A 17059-nucleotide genomic window follows, 5' to 3' on the forward strand; every position below is an offset into this window, starting at 1 on the left:
CTGCATATTTCACCTAGGATGGGCCCATGAGTCACACAGTTGCCGTCTCCGGTGCCAGCGGATATGCCGGAGGAGAGGTCCTCCGGCTCCTGAACGCCCACCCCGAGGTGGAGATCGGTGCCATCACGGCGCACTCCAATGCGGGGGAACGGCTGGGCGCGCTCCAGCCCCACCTGCACGCGCTGGCGGACCGCGTCCTGGAGGAGACCACCGCCGAGGTGCTCTCCGGCCATGACGTGGTCTTCCTGGCCCTGCCCCACGGCGCCAGCGCCTCGATCGCCGCCGAACTCGAGTCGCTTTCGCCGGGGACCCTCGTGATCGACGCCGGTGCGGACCACCGGCTCGAATCGGCCGAGGCCTGGGAGAGGTTCTACGGGTCCGACCACGCCGGCACCTGGCCCTACGGCCTGCCGGAGTTGCCCGGCCAGCGTCCGCAGCTGGCGGGGGCGTCCCGCATCGCCGTCCCCGGCTGTTACCCCACCACCTGCCTGCTGGCCCTGGCGCCCGGCCTGACGGCCGGTCTGCTCGAGCCCGAGGACGTGGTGATCGTGGCGGCCACCGGGACCTCCGGGGCCGGGAAGTCCCTCAAGCCACACCTGCTCGGCAGCGAGGTCATGGGATCCATGAGCCCCTACGGCGTGGGCGGCGGACACCGGCACACCCCCGAGATCGAGCAGGGCCTCAGCCAGGCGGCCGGCGAGCCGGTCACGGTGTCCTTCACGCCGACCCTGGCCCCCATGTCCCGCGGCATCCTCGCCACCGCCACCGCCCGGATCAAACCCGGGATCGACGCCGGCCGGGTCCGGTCAGCGTGGGAGCAGGCCTACTCGGGGGAGCACTTCGTGCACCTGCTGCCCGAGGGCCAGTGGCCCACCACGCAGTCCGTGCTGGGCTCCAACCACGTGGTCATGCAGCTGGCCGTGGATGCCCATGCCGGCCGCGTCATCGTCTCCGCCGCCCTGGACAACCTGACCAAGGGCACCGCCGGCGGTGCCATCCAATCCATGAACCTCGCCCTCGGCCTCGCCGAGCAGACGGGCCTGAACCAGCAGGGGACCGCACCATGAGCATCACCGCCGCCCAGGGATTCCGCGCCTCCGGTGTGGTCGCCGGACTGAAGTCGACCGGAAAGCCGGACGTGGCCGTCGTCGTGAACGACGGCCCGCACCACCACGCGGCGGCGGTGTTCACCGCGAACCGGGTGGCCGCGGCACCGGTCCGCTGGTCCCGGCAGGTGCTCGCCGACGGCCGCGTGGACGCCGTGGTGCTGAACTCCGGCGGGGCGAACGCCGCCACCGGCGCGGAGGGCTTCCAGCAGTCCCATGCCACGGCCGAACACGCCGCGCAGCTGCTCGGGGTCTCCGCCGGGGACGTGGTGGTCTGCTCCACCGGGCTGATCGGCGTCCCCCTGCCCATGGACCGGCTGCTCCCCGGGGTGGCGGCCGGGGTCCAGGCCTTGGACGGGGACGGCGGGTACGCCGCCGCCGAAGCCATCATGACCACGGACACCCGCCCCAAGAACGCGGTGCACGAGGGCCCTGGGTACCGGATCGGCGGCATGGCCAAGGGGGCCGGCATGCTGGCCCCGGGGATGGCCACCATGCTGTGCGTGATCACCACGGACGCGGTGCTTCCCCCGGCGGAGCTGGACGCGTTCCTCCGGGAGGCCGTGCGCACCACCTTCGACCGCACGGACTCAGACGGCTGCATGTCCACCAATGACACCGTGGTGCTGCTGTCCTCCGGTGCCTCCGGCACCACGCCTGAGCCCGGCGAGTTCCAGGAGGGGCTGCGGGCGGTGTGCGCGGATCTGGCGCGGCAGCTGATCGGGGACGCCGAGGGGGCGGCCCATGACATCTCCATCCAGGTGGTCAACGCCACCACGGAGGAGGCCGCGGAGGCGGTGGCCCGTGCGGTGAGCCGCTCGAACCTGTTCAAGACGGCCGTGTTCGGGCAGGACCCCAACTGGGGCCGGGTGATCTCCGCGGTCGGCACGGTCCCGGAGGAGGTGGCCCCGTTCGACGCGGACCAGCTGGACGTCACCTTCAACGGGGTGCAGGTCTGCCGCGCCGCCGGGGTGGGGGAGGACCGCGAGCTGGTGGACCTCACCGCCCGCGAGGTCGAGGTCCTGATCGACCTGCACGCCGGCGCGGCCTCCGCCACCATCTGGACCAACGACCTCACGCACGACTACGTGCATGAGAACTCCGCCTACTCGAGCTGAGGGCCGCCGTGACCGAATCCCCTGAGACCCCCTCCCTCCCGGAGGCCAAGGCCGCCGTGCTGATCGAGGCGCTGCCGTGGATCCAGCGTTTCGCCGGAACCACCATGGTCATCAAGTACGGCGGCAACGCGATGGTCTCCGACCAGCTGCGGCGGGCGTTCGCCGAGGACATCGTCTTCCTGCACCACTGCGGCATCCACCCCGTGGTGGTGCACGGGGGCGGCCCGCAGATCAACACCATGCTGGAGCGGCTCGGGATCGAGTCCGAGTTCGCCGGGGGGCTGCGGGTCACCACGGCGGAGGCCATGGAGGTGGTCCGGATGGTGCTCACCGGCCAGGTGGGCCGCGAGCTGGTGGGCCTGGTCAACTGCCACGGGCCCTACGCCGTCGGGATGTCCGGCGAGGACGCGGCGCTCTTCCGCGCCCGGCGGACCGGCACCGAGGTGGACGGCGAGCCCGTGGACCTCGGCCTGGTCGGCGAGGTCACCGGGGTCAACCCCACCGCCATCCGCGACCTCGTGGACAACGGACGGATCCCCGTGGTCTCCTCGGTGGCCCCCGAGGTGGACGACGCCGGGCACTCGACCGGGGACGTGCTCAACGTCAACGCGGACACGGCCGCCGCCGCGCTGGCCGTGGCCCTGGGCGCCTCGAAGCTCGTGGTCCTCACGGACGTCGAGGGGCTCTACTCGAACTGGCCGGACCGCAGCTCGCTGGTCTCCTCCCTCAGCGCGGGGGACCTCCGCGAACTGCTGCCCGCGCTGGAGTCCGGGATGATCCCGAAGATGGCGGCGTGCCTGAAGGCCGTGGACGGCGGCGTGCCGCAGGCCCACATCGTGGACGGCCGCCAGCCGCACTCGATGCTGCTGGAGATCTTCACCACCGCCGGCGTGGGCACCCAGGTCCTGCCGGATGACCACCACCGGATGGGAGCATGATGACGTCACCGAGCACCGGCAGGTCCAACGATGCCCTGCTGCACCGCTACACCTCCGCCCTGACCGGCGTCTTCGGCGCACCCAGCCGCGTGCTGGTGCGTGGCGAGGGCGTCCACGTCTGGGATGCCGACGGCCGGCGCTACACCGACTTCCTCGGCGGGATCGCCGTGAACTCGCTCGGTCACGCCCATCCGGCGCTCCTGAGCGCCGTGACCGGGCAGCTGGGCACCCTCGGGCACATCTCCAACCTCTTCACCTCGGAACCGCAGATCGGCCTGGCCGAGCGTCTGCTGGGCCTGGCGGACGCGCCCGAGGGGTCCACCGTGTTCTTTGCCAACTCCGGCTCGGAGGCCAACGAGGCGGCCTTCAAGCTGGCCCGCCGCCACGGCCATGAGGACTCCTCCGGCCGCCGCACCCGGGTCCTGGCCCTGGAGAACAGCTTCCACGGCCGGACCCTGGGGGCCCTGGCCATGACCTGGAAGCCCGCCTACCGCGAGCCCTTCGAGCCGCTGCCCGGCGGCGTCGAGTTCCTGCCGGCCGGGGACGTCGCCGCACTTGAGGCCGCGATCGACGAGACCGTGGCCGCCGTCGTCATCGAGCCCGTGCAGGGGGAGTCCGGGGTGCACGGCTGGCCGGCCGGCTACCTGCAGGCCGCGCGGGACCTCACCCGCCGGCACGGCGCCCTGCTGATCTTCGACGAGGTGCAGTCCGGCACGGGCCGCACCGGAACCTGGTTCGCGCACCAGAACCCGGCCGTCACCGGCCAGCAGGACCCCGTGGTGCCGGACGCCATGACCCTCGCCAAGGGTCTCGGCGGGGGCATCCCCATCGGTGCCCTGCTCAGCTTCGGACCCCGGACCTCGCGGCTGCTCACGGCGGGTCAGCACGGCACCACCTTCGGCGGGAACCCGGTGGCCACGGCCGCCGGCCTGGCGGTGCTGGACACCATCGTGGCGGAGGGACTGCTGGAGCACGTCCGCGACCTCGGGGCGCACCTGGCCGACGGGCTCCGTGCCCTGGACGCCGTGGGCGCGGTGCGCCAGTACGGCCTGCTGATCGGGGTGGACCTCGCCGTCCCGGCCGGTGCCGGACACCTGGTGCCCGACGGCGGCCTGGCACCCGCCCTGGTCCGTGCCGGCCTGGAGGCCGGTTACCTGCTCAACGCCACCGGGCCGTCCACCCTCCGGCTGGCCCCGCCGCTGGTCCTGGGGCGGCAGGAGGCCGACCAGCTGGTCGCCGACCTGCCCTCCCTCCTTCGGGCGGCCCTGGCGCAGGGTGCCCCCGATCCGGCGGCGCCCGCCCCGACGCACCCCACGCACCCGACGCAGGAGACGATCGCATGAGCACCAGCACCGCCCCGGCCGCCACCCTGAGGCACTTCCTGGTGGACACGGATCTCTCCCCGGCCGAGCAGTCCGAGGTGTTGGACCTGGCCCAGACGATGAAGGCCGAGAGGTACCGGCACCGTCCGCTGGCGGGTCCGCAGACGGGGATCGTGTTCTTCGACAAGACCTCCACGCGGACCCGGGTGTCCTTCGCGGCGGGCATCGCCGATCTCGGCGGCCAGCCGCTCATCGTCAACCCGGGGGAGACCCAGCTGGGCCACAAGGAGTCCATCGCCGATACCGCCCAGGTGCTCTCCCGCATGGTCTCCGTCATCGTCTGGCGGACCTTCGCGCAGTCGGGGCTGCAGGAGATGGCCGAGCACGCCACGGTGCCCGTGGTCAACGCCCTCTCGGACGACTACCACCCCTGCCAGCTGCTGGCGGACCTGCTGACGGTGCGCGAGCACAAGGGCCGCACCGAGGGGCTGGTCATGACCTACCTCGGGGACGCCGCCAACAACATGGCCAACTCCTACCTGTTGGGCGGGGTGACAGCCGGGATGCACGTGCGGATCGCCGGACCGTCGGGGTACCTGCCTAAGGCGGACGTCGTGGCGGCCGCCGAGGCCCGGGCCGCCGAGACCGGGGGCTCGGTCCTGATCACCACGGACGCCGCGCAGGCGTTGGCCGGGGCGGACGTGGTGGTCACCGACACCTGGATCTCGATGGGCCAGGAGGACGAGAAGGAGGCCCGGCAGTCCCTGTTCCGCGACTACGCGGTGGACGCCGGGGCCATGGCGAAGGCCGCGCCGGACGCGATCTTCCTGCACTGCCTGCCCGCGTACCGGGGCTTCGAGGTCTCCGCCGAGGTCATCGACGGCCCGCAGTCCGTGGTCTTCGACGAGGCGGAGAACCGCCTGCACGCGCAGAAGGCCCTCATGGCCTGGCTGCTGTACCGATCCGGCCTGGCGACCCCGCCGGAGGCCGAGCCGAACGCCGCCGCCCGATGAGCGCTCCGTCCACCAAGACCGCCCGCCAGGCCGCCATCAAGGAGGTGCTGGCGGACACGGACGTCCACAGCCAGGCCGAGCTGCTCGCGGCGCTGGGGGACCGGGGCGTCTCCGTGACGCAGGGGACCCTGTCCCGGGACCTCGTGGAGTTGGGTGCCTACCGGGTGCGGGGGCAGGGCGGTCAGCTGGTGTACTCCGTGCCGCCGGAGGGCCCCGTGACCGGAGAGCTGGCCGGACGGCGGCCGCCGGAGGCCCTGGAGGGCCGCCTGTCCAGCCTGTGCCGCGACCTGTTGGTGGCGGCGGAGTCCAGCGCCAACCTCGTGATCCTGCGGACCCCACCCGGTGCGGCGCAGTTCCTGGCCAGCGTGATCGACCAGTCACGCCAGGCGGACATCCTCGGCACCATCGCGGGCGACGACACGATCATGATCGTCACCCGCGCGCCGGACGGCGGGGTGGCCGTGGCAGGCCGCTTCCTCGAGTACGCAGGGTAGCCGCTCCCCGGTCACGGGGAGCTCGCGAGGGCAGGAGGGGTCACATCCCCGGGACGGCGAAGGCCTCGTCCTCGGCCGGCATGTTCACCGGCTCCACAGCGTCCCACTGGGAGAAGTCGATGGTGCCCGTGCCGGACTCGGCCGCGGCGTCGGAGGACGCGGGCTCGGACGCCGAGGGTGAGGCCGAACCGGAGGGATCGCCGGAGGCGTCCTCCGATGCGCCGGTCTCGGCCTCGACGCGCAGCAGCCTGTTGTCCTGGGAGAGGTAGACGCTGACCGGCTTCCCGGTGTCCTCGTTGCTGCCCGTGTACTTGTAGACCTGCTCGCCGTCCAGCTCGACTTCCTCGGAGGTGTAGTCGGAGCTGCCGAACTCATCCCCGGCGGGGATGTCGGCGATGAACGACTCCCACAGGGTGGACATGGTGAACCCGCCCTCGCCGGCCGGCATCTGGAGCCACTTGTCACCCACCATGTCCTGCAGCTGGGTGCCGCCGTTCTGCTCGTAGAAGGCCGTGTTGGGCTTCATGTAGGTGTTCTCGGTGTTGCCGATGATCTCGATCGCGACGCCGTCCATGGCGACGTTGCCGGCATAGGAGGAGTCGTCGATCTGGCCGGCGATGGAGACGGTCATCTCCTGACCGCCCTGGCTCACGTTGCCGTCCACCGCCACGGAGGAGGCGTCCTCGATCGCGGCATAGGCCTCCGGCCACACGTCCTCGAGGTCCGGCACGCCGGATCCGGCGCAGGCGCTCAGGCCCAGGGCCGCGGTGGCACCCAGCGCAGTCAGGCCGAGGGCCCGGAACGGCCTGCGGCGGGACGGACGTCGGGATGTCGCAGTGGTGGTGGTCGGTGTCATGGTGTCCCCCTGATGAACGTGTGTGGATGCCCGGGCGCCGGGATCGCGGCGGGCACGGCGGGCACAGCGGGATCACGGCGGGAAATCTGCTGCTGACACCCTATCGGCCGGCGGGCAGAGACAAGAATGCGCTGGACGGGGATCATTCCCCGTCCAGCGCATTCTGGATCCGGTCACGGCCCGCCGGGGCCGGTCAACCGGTGGTTGACGCGATGCGTCGGAGCGGATCAGGCCGGCAGGTGCAGGGTCTGGCCGACGAAGATCAGGTTGGCGTCGGCCACCGTGTCGGTGTTCGCCGCGTACAGGGCCTGCCAGCCGCCCTCGACGCCGTTCGCGTCGGCCAGCTTGGACAGGGTGTCGCCGGCCTTCACGGTGATGGTCTCCTCGGACTTCTCCACCGGGGAGACGGAGGAGGCGCGCTCCTCCTGGACGGGAGCCTGCTGTGCCGGGGCCTGCTGCTTCGGGGCAGCCTGCTGGGGAGCCTGCTGCTTCGGAGCGGCCTGCTGCTTCGGCGCCTGCTGCGTCTGGGTCGAGGACTCAGCCGACTGGGTGGTCACCTGTGCGCTGCCGCCGTTGCCGTAGAGGCCCAGCTTGGCGGAGCAGGCGGGCCAGGCGCCCCAGCCCTGCATGGAGAGCAGGTTCTCGGCCACGCGGATCTGCTCGGCCTTGGAGGCCTGGTGCGGCATGCCGGAGCCGCCGGCTGCACGCCAGGAGCTCGGGGAGAACTGCAGGCCGCCGTAGTAGCCGTTGCCCGTGTTGATGGACCAGTTGCCGCCGGACTCGCACTGGGCCAGCGCGTTCCAGCTGGAGGCCGGGGCGGCGGTGGCGGGGGCGGACAGCGCGGTCAGGCCGGCACCGGCGACGGCGAGGCCGGCGAGGCCGGCGGCGGAGCGGCGGACGATGGCGCCGCGGGTGGACTGGGTGGCAGTGGAGGTCTTCTGCATGGTGTTTGAGGGTTTCGGCCCACCACTGCTCAGGTCGTCCCCGACCGTCCGTGCAGCACCGTCCGCCGTCCGCGATGGAGTTCACGGCGCGGGGCTCCCAAGGGACGGTGCAGGTGGGGGAGCTCCGCAGGCTTCCTGCTAGATCACGATAAGATCACGAAGCAGGACTAAGACCAGTGAAAGGCATCAGAACGATAACGTCAAATCCTGCGGCGGATTCTCATGGTGTTCTCATCGCGCGGTCTCGGCGGGGCCGGCAGGTCCGGCCGGGTCAGCAGGTCCGGCCGGGTCAGCGGGACCGCCTGCGGCGTCGAGCAGGGCGCCCATGGATTCCAGCCCGAACATCTCCACGGCCGCCCGGGCGCTGACCGGCCCCTCCTCCGGGTCGGCGCCGGCGGCGAGCAGGGCCCGGACGGACTCCTCGTTCTGGACGAAGACCGCACAGGACAGCGCCGACTGCCCGCGCGCGTTGAGTCGGTTGACCTCGGCTCCCCGCTCGATCAGCGCCTTCACCAGCGCCGGGTGGTTGTTGTAGGCCGCCAGGATCAGCAGGGTGTCGCCCCGGTGGTTGGCCAGGTTCACCGGCACGCCCTGCTCGATCGCGGGGAGCAGTTGGTCGGCGTCGCCCGACCGTGCCAGGTCGAACAGGGAGTTGAGGAAGTCCAGCTGCTCGTCCGTCAGTTCCGGGGCGGGCTGCGCCGGGTCGGGAGTGGCGGGGGTGTGATCCTCCGCCGGGGTGGCGTGTGGGGTATCGCTTGTCATCCCACCAGATTACGGTGAGGAGTCGACAGGAGTGGATCCGGCTTCGGCAATCATGCATAAATATGTAGACTGCTGCATAGAGCGGAGCGGTCGCCCCGACCGTGGGCGGCTACGCAGGCAATTCTTAAGGAGCACGCAATGACAGATCGCATCGTCCTGGCCTACTCGGGCGGACTGGACACGTCGGTGGCCATCGGCTGGATCGCCGAGGCCACGGGTGCCGAGGTGATCGCCGTGGCCGTGGACGTGGGCCAGGGCGGCGAGGACCTGGAGACGGTGCGTCAGCGTGCGCTGGACTGCGGCGCGGTCGAGGCCTACGTGGCGGACGCCCGGGACGAGTTCGCCGAGCAGTACTGCATGCCCACCCTGAAGGCCAACGGCCTCTACATGGACGCCTATCCCCTGGTCTCCGCCATCTCCCGCCCCGTCATCGTGCGCCACCTGGTGGCCGCCGCCCGCCAGTTCGGTGCCTCGACGGTGGCCCATGGCTGTACCGGCAAGGGCAACGACCAGGTGCGCTTCGAGGTCGGCATCCAGACGCTGGGGCCGGACCTGAAGTGCATCGCCCCGGTGCGTGACCTCGCCCTGACCCGGGACAAGGCGATCGAATACGCCGAGCGCAACGAGCTGCCGATCGTCACCACCAAGAAGAACCCGTTCTCCATCGACCAGAACGTCTGGGGCCGTGCGGTCGAGACCGGCTTCCTGGAGGACATCTGGAACGGCCCCACCAAGGACGTCTACGAGTACACCGACGACCCGGCCTTCCCGCCGGCCCCGGACGTGGTCACCGTGACCTTCGAGCAGGGCATCCCCACGGCCCTGGACGGCCGCTCCCTGTCCGCCCTGCAGATCATCGAGGAGATGAACCGCCGGGCCGGTGCCCAGGGCATCGGCCGGGTGGACATCGTCGAGGACCGTCTCGTGGGCATCAAGTCCCGCGAGATCTACGAGGCACCGGGGGCCATGGCCCTCATGGCGGCCCACCGCGAGCTGGAGAACATCACCCTCGAGCGCGAGCAGGCCCGGTTCAAGAAGTCCGTGGACCAGCGCTGGACCGAGATCGTCTATGACGGCCAGTGGTTCTCCCCGCTGAAGAAGAACCTGGACGTTTTCATCGACGAGTCCCAGAAGTACGTCTCCGGGGACATCCGGATGGAGATGCACGGCGGCCGCGCCACCGTGCAGGGCCGCCGCTCGGAGACCGGCCTGTACGACTTCAACCTGGCCACCTATGACGAGGGCGATGCCTTCGACCAGTCCTCGGCCCGCGGGTTCATCGACATCTTCGGCCTGTCCTCCAAGGTCGCCACCGAGCGTGACCTGCGGGTGGCCGGCGGCAGCAGCGTGGACTCCCTGGAGGATGTCGCCCGGCTGAGCAACCAGACCCCCGATACGACCCCGGGAGCCTGAGCCGTGTCTGAACGCCACGGCACCAATGAGGGCTCCCTGTGGGGCGGCCGGTTCGCCGGCGGCCCCGCGGACGCCCTCGCGGCGCTGAGCAAGTCCACCCACTTCGACTGGCGGCTGGCCCGCTATGACATCGCGGGCTCGCGGGCGCATGCCCGCGTCCTGCGCACGGCCGGGCTGCTGGACGAGGCGGAGCTCACCGGCATGCTGGCCGCGCTCGACACACTCGAGGCGGACGTGGTCTCCGGGGACTACTCGGCGGCGGAGACGGACGAGGACGTGCACGGATCGCTGGAACGTGGGCTGATCGAACGCGCCGGGCCGGAGCTGGGCGGGAAACTGCGGGCCGGACGGTCCCGCAATGACCAGATCGCCACGCTGGGGCGGATGTTCCTGCGGGACCACGCCCGGCTCATCGCCGCCCGGCTGCTGGCCACGGTGGACGCGCTGATCGCGCAGGCGGAGGCGCACCCGTACGCACCCATGCCGGGCCGGACCCACCTGCAGCACGCCCAGCCGGTCCTGCTCAGTCACCACCTGCTGGCCCACGCCTGGTCCATGACCCGGGACGTGGAGCGGTTCGTGGACTGGGACCGCCGGGCCGCCGTGTCCCCCTACGGGTCCGGGGCCCTGGCGGGCTCCTCCCTGGGGCTGGACCCGAATGCGGTGGCCGCGGAGCTGGGCTTCTCCTCCGCGGCGTGGAACTCGATCGACGGCACCGCCGCCCGGGACGTCTTCGCCGAGTTCGCGTGGGTGTGCGCCATGGTGGGCGTGGACCTGTCCCGCATCAGCGAGGAGGTCATCTTCTGGGCCACCAAGGAGGCCGGATTCGTCACCCTGGACGACGCCTACTCCACCGGCTCCTCGATCATGCCGCAGAAGAAGAACCCGGACGTGGCGGAGCTGGCCCGGGGCAAGTCCGGCCGACTGATCGGTGACCTGACCGGTCTGCTGGCCACCCTCAAGGGTCTGCCGCTGGCGTACAACCGTGACCTGCAGGAGGACAAGGAGCCGGTCTTCGACGCGGCGGACACGCTGGAGCTCCTGCTGCCCGCGGTCTCCGGGATGATCGCGACCCTGACGTTCAACACCCCGAAGATGGCCGAGCTGGCGCCGCAGGGCTTCGCCCTGGCCACGGACATCGCCGAGTGGCTGGTGCGCTCCGGGGTGCCCTTCCGGGATGCCCACGAGCTCTCCGGTGAGGCCGTGAAGGTGGCCGAGTCACGCGGTGTCGAGCTGTGGGACCTCACGGACGAGGACTACGCGGCGATCTCCCCGGCGCTGACGCCCGAGGTGCGCACCGTGTTGTCCACCTCCGGCTCGTTGAACTCGCGCAACGCGCAGGGCGGCACCGCGCCGGAGGCGGTCGCGGCGCAGCTGGCCGAACTGCGGCGCCAGCTCGCCCCGCTCCGCGCCTTCGGGGATTCATCCGTCCTGGCGTGAGTGCTGATGAGCTGACCGGGTCGGGCCCGCACACCCCGGACGGCCAGGACCGGCCGTCCACCGACTGGTCGGCGCTGGAGCGCGGGGGGCTGACCGCGGCCCCGCTGCTGCTCGGTTCCACGCTCACCGTGGCCCGCTCCGGGGCCGCGGTCAGCGTGCGGCTGACGGAGGTCGAGGCCTATGAGGGGGCCCGGGACCCGGGTTCGCACGCCTACCGGGGCCGGACCGCGCGCAACGAGACCATGTTCGGACCCTCGGGGCACCTCTACGTGTACTTCACCTACGGCATGCACTGGTGTCTGAACATCGTGTGCGGGACCCCGGGGTCCAGCTCGGCGGTCCTGGTGAGGGCGGGGGAGGTCACCGCGGGGCTGGAGGCTGCCACGGCCCGGCGCGGACCCCGGGCGCCGCGGGGTCCCCGGCTGGCCTCCGGTCCGGCCCGGCTGGCCCAATGCCTGGGCATCGGGGCCGGTGACGACGGCTCCGCGCTGCTGGCCGGCCCGGCCCCGGAGCCCGTCCTCGGGCCCACTGCCGGTGCCTTGGTCCCGGACGGCGTGTGGCTCTCCGGACTGAGGTCACGACGCCGGCCCGGCACCCTGAGCGGACCGCGCACCGGGGTCTCCGGTCCCGGCGGCACCGGGGACTTCCCCTGGCGGTTCTGGCTCCCGGACGAGCCCTCGGTCTCGACCTACCGGGCGGCGAAGCCCCGGCGCCGCGGCTGACCGGGCCGCATTAACGTTTCGTTCATCCCAACGGCTGTACCATGGATGGTCACTCGTTCCGAGGTGCCTGGGGGTTCTGGCGGATTCGTCGGACCCTGCACGGGCACCATCGATAGCCCTAAGGTGTGCCAGGCATGACTGATGTGGTTCCCGTCCACCAAACCGAACTGGAGCATGAGCGCGACTACGTCGTCCGGCTCTACGACCGTCTGGACGAACTGCGTGCCGAGAAGGAAGAGCAGCTGGCCCGGGTCCGCAAGGAGGGCCCCCAGGGCTCCGTGCAGAACGTCTCCGAGAGGGACGCCTTCGCCACGCTCTACGAGGACCGCCTGGCCCAGCTCTACGCCGTGGACGACCGGATGGTCTTCGGCCGGCTCGACCTGGACGGCGGGGACGAACGCTACATCGGCCGGATCGGCCTGACGGATGAGGACCAGGTCCGGCTCATGGTGGACTGGCGTGCGCCGGAGGCCGGGGCCTTCTACCAGGCCACCGCCCACCAGCGGCTCGGGGTGCGCCGCCGCCGCCACCTGATGCTGCGCGGGCGCACCGTGGTGGATCTCGAGGACGACGTCCTGGACGCCACCCTGCTGGACGACTCGTCGGTGCACCACGGCCCCGGAGCCCTGCTGGCGGCCGTCACGGCACGGCGCACCGGCCAGATGGGGGACATCGTCGCCACCATCCAGTCCGAGCAGGACGCCATCATCCGCTCGCCCCTGAAGGGCGTGCTCGTGGTCCAGGGAGGGCCGGGTACCGGCAAGACCGCCGTCGCCCTGCACCGCGCGGCCTACCTGCTCTACACGCACCGCGAGCGGCTCAAGACGGCGGGGGTGCTCCTGGTGGGTCCCTCCCAGTCCTTCATGCGGTACATCGACCGCGTGCTGCCCTCCCTCGGCGAGACCGGCGTGGTCATGTCCTCGCTCGGCCGGCTGATGCCCGGCATCGAAGCCGTCCCGGAGAGGGACCGCTGGATCGCCCAGACCAAGGGCCAGCTGTTCATGACAGAGGTGGTGGCCAACGCCGTGGCCCAGCGCCAACGCGTCCCGGCGGGACCGCGCCGGCTGGACGTGGGGGGCACCCAGCTGACGATCCGCCCCAAGCAGGTCCGCCGGGCGCAAGACCGTGCCCGGGCCACCGGCAAGCCGCACAACGAGGCCCGGGCCACCTTCGTGAAGATCATGGTCCGGGAACTGGCGGATCAGCTCAAGGACAAGCTGGAGAAGTCCTCCGGAGCCGGCAACAACATCGACCGCTCCTACCTCACCGAGGACGTACGCACCTCCCGGGACGTGCGCGTGGCGCTGAACCTGTGCTGGATGCCGATGACGCCGGAGAAGCTCCTGACGGACCTGTTCGCCAAGCCCGAGCACCTCGAGAGGGCGGCCCCGTTCCTCAATTCCGAGGACCGCGGCCGCCTGCTGCGGGCCGCCGACGCCCCCTGGACGGAGGCGGACGTCCCCCTCCTGGACGAGGCCGCAGAGCTGCTGGGGGAGTGGGACGCCACCGCCGGCCGCGCCCAGGCGGATGAGAAGGCCGCCCGCAAGCGGGACCTCGCCAACGCCGAGCAGACCCTGCAGAACGTGAACTCCATGCTTGAGGACTTCGGCGTGGACGGGGTGGTCTCCGCCGAGGCCCTGGTGGACGCCAACCAGGCCTCAGACCAGTACGTCTCGGCCGCCGTGCGGGCCGCCACGGACCGCACCTGGACGTACGGGCACGTGGTGGTGGACGAGTCACAGGAGCTGTCCCCCATGCAGTGGCGGCTGCTGATGCGCCGGTGTCCGCTGAAGTCGTTCACGATCGTGGGGGACATCGCCCAGGCCTCCTCGGCTGCGGACGTGACGTCCTGGGCCGAGGCGCTCGAGCCCTTCGTCCAGGAACGCTGGCGGCTCGAGGAGCTGACCGTGAACTACCGGACGCCGGCCAGGATCACGCGCCTGGCCGCCACGGTCGCCCAGGCCGCCGGGCTGCCGGTGTCCACCCCGCAGGCGGTCCGCGAGGGCGACTGGGAGCCCACCGTGACCCGGGTCCCCGGGGCCGAGCGGGAGGCGGCCCTGCTGGCCGGGGTCGCCGAGGACCTCGAGAGGATCGACGGCGGCCTGCTCGCCGTGATCGCCCCGGTGTCACTCGAGCGCGAGGTCGCCGAGCTGCTGCGCGCCACCTACGGGGACCGCGTCGGCGCCGGTGGCGGGGGACTCGGCCAGGACATCGTGGCCACCACCCCCGGCGAGGCGAAGGGGCTGGAGTTCGACGCGGTGGTGCTGCTCGAGCCGGCCCAGATCGTCCAGGAGGCGGGCGGTATCGTCGGCGACCTCTATGTGGCGATGACCCGTTCGACCCAGACCCTGCGCGTGGTGACCACCGGTGAACTGCCCGCCGGCCTGGGGTAGCCGGCCGGCCGGCGTCGGGCCCCTGATGATCCTCCTGACCCTTTCCCTGAGCTTTCCCCTGTTGATCCCCCTGAGAGGTACTCCATCGTGACCAGCACGTCCACCGGCCCCGGCGCCGTGAACCCGGCCCTGGCCGGCCAGAGCAATGATCCATCGTTCGAGAACGTCTGGCAGGAGCTGCGCTGGCGCGGGCTCGTGCACGTGTCCACGGACGAGGCCGCCTTGGAGGAACTGCTCGCCGGGGAGCCGATCACGTACTACTGCGGCTTCGACCCGACGGCCCCGTCACTGCACCTGGGCAACCTCGTGCAGATCCTGGTGCTGCGCCGGCTCCAGCTGGCAGGCCACCGGCCGCTGGGACTGGTCGGCGGTTCCACCGGCCTGATCGGGGACCCCCGGCAGACCTCGGAGCGGGTGCTGAACGACCGGGACACCGTCACCGAGTGGGTGGGCTACCTGCGCGGGCAGATCGAGCGGTTCCTCTCCTTCGAGGGGGACAGCAGGGCCCGGATGGTCAACAACCTGGATTGGACCGGCCAGCTCAGTGCCCTGGACTTCCTGCGGGACATCGGCAAGCACTTCCGCGTGGGCACCATGGTCAAGAAGGAGACCGTGGCCAAGCGCCTGAACTCGGATGAGGGGATCTCCTACACCGAGTTCTCCTACCAGGTGCTTCAGGGCATGGACTTCTTGAACCTCTACCGGGACTACGGCTGTGTGCTGCAGACCGGCGGCTCGGACCAGTGGGGCAACCTGACCTCCGGGACGGACCTGATCCGCAAGGTGGAGGGGGTCTCGGCCCACGCCATCGGCACCCCGCTGATCACCAACTCGGACGGCACCAAGTTCGGCAAGTCCGAGGGCAACGCCATCTGGCTCGACGCCCACATGTGCTCGCCCTACGCCTTCTACCAGTTCTGGCTCAACACCGCGGACGCGGACGTGGTCGACCGGCTCAAGGTCTTCACCTTCCTGCATCGCGAGCAGATCGAGGACCTCGCCGTGAAGGTCTCCGAGGAGCCGTTCCGCCGTCAGGCGCAGAAGACCCTGGCGTGGGAGGTGACCTCGCTGGTGCACGGGGAGGACGCCACGCGGAAGGTCATCAGCGCCTCCGCCGCGATCTTCGGCCAGGGGGACCTCGGCACCGTGGACGAGTCCACACTCGCGGCGGCCACGGCCGAGCTGCCGAGTGCGGAAGCCGGCCTGGGGGCCGGGGGCCCCGTGGGGATCGTGGAGCTGCTGGTGGCCACCGGACTCTCGTCCTCCAACTCGGACGCGCGCCGCACCGTCCACGACGGCGGTGCCTCCGTCAACAACGTCAAGGTGACCGACGCCGAGGCCGCCTTCGGCACCGGGGACGCGTTGCACGGGAAGTACCTGCTGGTACGCCGTGGCAAGAAGAACATGGCCCTGGTGGACCTGACGGCCTGAGGGCCAGCAGGACACCAACGCCGAGCCCCGGGGCATCCGGAGGGGACGTGCACCCGACCATCTCATGACGGTCCGGTGAACATCCCCTCCGGATGCCCCTTTTCGCACCCCGGAGGGGACCCGCGCATGACAGGGTGGGAACCGTGCACCACAGCCACCGGGCTGAGCCGGCCCCATGGGGTGCGGGAGACGTGCCTCACAGTCGCCGGGCGTAGCGGCCACCGCTGGGCCAAAAACCCCGGGATCATGCGGATCCAGAGGGTCTGGGGGCGCCCTGTCGCCGGTTTTGCCACCCCGCGGATCCGTGTGTATAGTTCTTCAAGTCGCCAGCCGCGAAAGCGGGAAATCGGCGGCCGACCCCGGACTGAAATCAGACCTAGACTACTGCGCCGTTCACGGTGTAAGGTCAAGGGCCCGAATGAAGTTCGGATCATGCAGGACGAAGCGGTTGAGCCCCATAGCGGCCAACGTGGAGAACTGGATGGAAACAACTGAATACTCGAGGTTGTACAGACCGAGAAATCGCCGGAAACGCCGATTTGACGAGATGAAGACCGAGGGTATAAAGTTGAAAACCGCGGATGAGGAAAGCCGGAAAAACGGTCCAAGTATTTGGATTAGATTCGGTCACTAGTCATCATGTGCCTGTTGTTTGAGAACTCAATAGTGTGCCAAGTTTGTTGATGCCAATTTTTTGAATTGGTTATAGCCGCTGGTGCGCACCCCGTGTGTGCTGGTGGTTTTGCCATGGATTGAATGATGGCTGGCCTGGTTTTCCGCTGGGTTGGTTGTTGTTTCTTTTGTATTTTTTTACGGAGAGTTTGATCCTGGCTCAGGATGAACGCTGGCGGCGTGCTTAACACATGCAAGTCGAACGCTGAAGCTCCAGCTTGCTGGGGTGGATGAGTGGCGAACGGGTGAGTAACACGTGAGTAACCTTCCCTTGACTCTGGGATAAGCCCGGGAAACTGGGTCTAATACCGGATACGACTCTCCATCGCATGATGTGGGGGTGGAAAGATTTATCGGTCTTGGATGGACTCGCGGCCTATCAGCTTGTTGGTGAGGTAATGGCTTACCAAGGCGACGACGGGTAGCCGGCCTGAG

Annotated in this window: 14 protein-coding genes and 1 rRNA gene; 12 read left to right on the top strand and 3 right to left on the bottom strand. The window is 70.4% G+C overall.

Annotated features, from left to right (window positions below; translation table 11 throughout):
• Positions 1-26: 26 nt before the first annotated feature.
• From argC to AB0K08_RS10890, 6 genes are read left to right on the top strand one after another with little or no spacing between them, the layout of a single operon-like run.
• Complete coding sequence (gene argC / locus AB0K08_RS10865) at positions 27-1067, top strand: N-acetyl-gamma-glutamyl-phosphate reductase (RefSeq protein ID WP_363354268.1); 1041 nt, start codon at positions 27-29, stop codon at positions 1065-1067.
• Entirely contained in the window at positions 1064-2224 is a 1161-nt protein-coding gene (gene argJ / locus AB0K08_RS10870; RefSeq protein ID WP_363354270.1) for a bifunctional glutamate N-acetyltransferase/amino-acid acetyltransferase ArgJ, read from the top strand. The genes argC and argJ overlap by 4 nt, the downstream gene beginning before the upstream one ends.
• 8 nt (positions 2225-2232) lie before the next feature.
• Positions 2233-3162 (top strand): acetylglutamate kinase, encoded by a 930-nt coding sequence (gene argB, locus AB0K08_RS10875; protein WP_363354272.1) that lies wholly within the window; start codon positions 2233-2235, stop codon positions 3160-3162.
• Positions 3162-4505 carry an acetylornithine transaminase gene (locus AB0K08_RS10880; RefSeq protein WP_363354312.1) on the top strand — a complete coding sequence of 448 codons (1344 nt, stop codon included), beginning with the start codon at positions 3162-3164 and terminating at the stop codon, positions 4503-4505. The genes argB and AB0K08_RS10880 overlap by 1 nt, the downstream gene beginning before the upstream one ends.
• Positions 4502-5497, top strand: coding sequence for an ornithine carbamoyltransferase (argF, locus tag AB0K08_RS10885; protein ID WP_363354274.1), 996 nt, complete (start codon positions 4502-4504; stop codon positions 5495-5497). The genes AB0K08_RS10880 and argF overlap by 4 nt, the downstream gene beginning before the upstream one ends.
• Entirely contained in the window at positions 5494-5991 is a 498-nt protein-coding gene (locus AB0K08_RS10890) for an arginine repressor (protein WP_363354276.1), read from the top strand. The genes argF and AB0K08_RS10890 overlap by 4 nt, the downstream gene beginning before the upstream one ends.
• 40 nt (positions 5992-6031) lie before the next feature.
• On the opposite strand, the gene AB0K08_RS10895 is transcribed toward AB0K08_RS10890, so the two are convergent.
• From AB0K08_RS10895 to AB0K08_RS10905, 3 genes are all read right to left on the bottom strand, one after another.
• Entirely contained in the window at positions 6032-6847 is an 816-nt protein-coding gene (locus tag AB0K08_RS10895; RefSeq protein WP_363354278.1) for a hypothetical protein, read from the bottom strand.
• 227 nt (positions 6848-7074) lie between these two features.
• Positions 7075-7791 (bottom strand): transglycosylase family protein, encoded by a 717-nt coding sequence (locus AB0K08_RS10900; RefSeq protein WP_363354279.1) that lies wholly within the window; start codon positions 7789-7791, stop codon positions 7075-7077.
• Between the two features lie 231 nt (positions 7792-8022).
• Positions 8023-8553, bottom strand: coding sequence for an ankyrin repeat domain-containing protein (locus AB0K08_RS10905; RefSeq protein ID WP_363354281.1), 531 nt, complete (start codon positions 8551-8553; stop codon positions 8023-8025).
• A gap of 138 nt (positions 8554-8691) precedes the next feature.
• Between AB0K08_RS10905 and AB0K08_RS10910 the strand changes: the two genes are divergently transcribed.
• The 6 genes from AB0K08_RS10910 to AB0K08_RS10935 all read left to right on the top strand — a co-directional run.
• Positions 8692-9966 carry an argininosuccinate synthase gene (locus AB0K08_RS10910; protein ID WP_363354283.1) on the top strand — a complete coding sequence of 425 codons (1275 nt, stop codon included), beginning with the start codon at positions 8692-8694 and terminating at the stop codon, positions 9964-9966.
• A 3-nt stretch (positions 9967-9969) separates the two neighbouring features.
• Positions 9970-11406, top strand: a complete 1437-nt coding sequence (gene argH / locus AB0K08_RS10915) for an argininosuccinate lyase (protein ID WP_363354285.1) — start codon at positions 9970-9972, stop codon at positions 11404-11406.
• On the top strand, positions 11403-12128 hold the full coding sequence (locus AB0K08_RS10920) for a DNA-3-methyladenine glycosylase (protein ID WP_363354287.1): 726 nt from the start codon (positions 11403-11405) through the stop codon (positions 12126-12128). The genes argH and AB0K08_RS10920 overlap by 4 nt, the downstream gene beginning before the upstream one ends.
• Positions 12129-12262: 134 nt before the next feature.
• Positions 12263-14521, top strand: a complete 2259-nt coding sequence (locus tag AB0K08_RS10925; RefSeq protein WP_363354289.1) for an AAA family ATPase — start codon at positions 12263-12265, stop codon at positions 14519-14521.
• Between the two features lie 87 nt (positions 14522-14608).
• Complete coding sequence (gene tyrS, locus AB0K08_RS10930) at positions 14609-15952, top strand: tyrosine--tRNA ligase (RefSeq protein ID WP_363354291.1); 1344 nt, start codon at positions 14609-14611, stop codon at positions 15950-15952.
• Positions 15953-16761: 809 nt separating this feature from the next.
• Positions 16762-17059, top strand: a 16S ribosomal RNA gene (locus AB0K08_RS10935); the annotation flags it as partial.

The organism is Citricoccus sp. NPDC055426, assembly GCF_040677445.1.
Taxonomy (GTDB): Bacteria; Actinomycetota; Actinomycetes; order Actinomycetales; family Micrococcaceae; genus Citricoccus.

Excerpts from the sequence above, each read along its gene's own strand:
- AB0K08_RS10910 (WP_363354283.1), top strand. The coding sequence starts at position 8,692 with ATGACAGATCGCATCGTCCTGGCCTACTCGGGCGGACTGGACACGTCG.
- argF (WP_363354274.1), top strand. The coding sequence starts at position 4,502 with ATGAGCACCAGCACCGCCCCGGCCGCCACCCTGAGGCACTTCCTGGTG.
- argJ (WP_363354270.1), top strand. The coding sequence starts at position 1,064 with ATGAGCATCACCGCCGCCCAGGGATTCCGCGCCTCCGGTGTGGTCGCC.
- AB0K08_RS10890 (WP_363354276.1), top strand. The coding sequence starts at position 5,494 with ATGAGCGCTCCGTCCACCAAGACCGCCCGCCAGGCCGCCATCAAGGAG.
- argC (WP_363354268.1), top strand. The coding sequence starts at position 27 with ATGAGTCACACAGTTGCCGTCTCCGGTGCCAGCGGATATGCCGGAGGA.
- AB0K08_RS10905 (WP_363354281.1), bottom strand. The coding sequence starts at position 8,553 with ATGACAAGCGATACCCCACACGCCACCCCGGCGGAGGATCACACCCCC.
- AB0K08_RS10880 (WP_363354312.1), top strand. The coding sequence starts at position 3,162 with ATGACGTCACCGAGCACCGGCAGGTCCAACGATGCCCTGCTGCACCGC.
- AB0K08_RS10900 (WP_363354279.1), bottom strand. The coding sequence starts at position 7,791 with ATGCAGAAGACCTCCACTGCCACCCAGTCCACCCGCGGCGCCATCGTC.
- AB0K08_RS10925 (WP_363354289.1), top strand. The coding sequence starts at position 12,263 with ATGACTGATGTGGTTCCCGTCCACCAAACCGAACTGGAGCATGAGCGC.
- AB0K08_RS10895 (WP_363354278.1), bottom strand. The coding sequence starts at position 6,847 with ATGACACCGACCACCACCACTGCGACATCCCGACGTCCGTCCCGCCGC.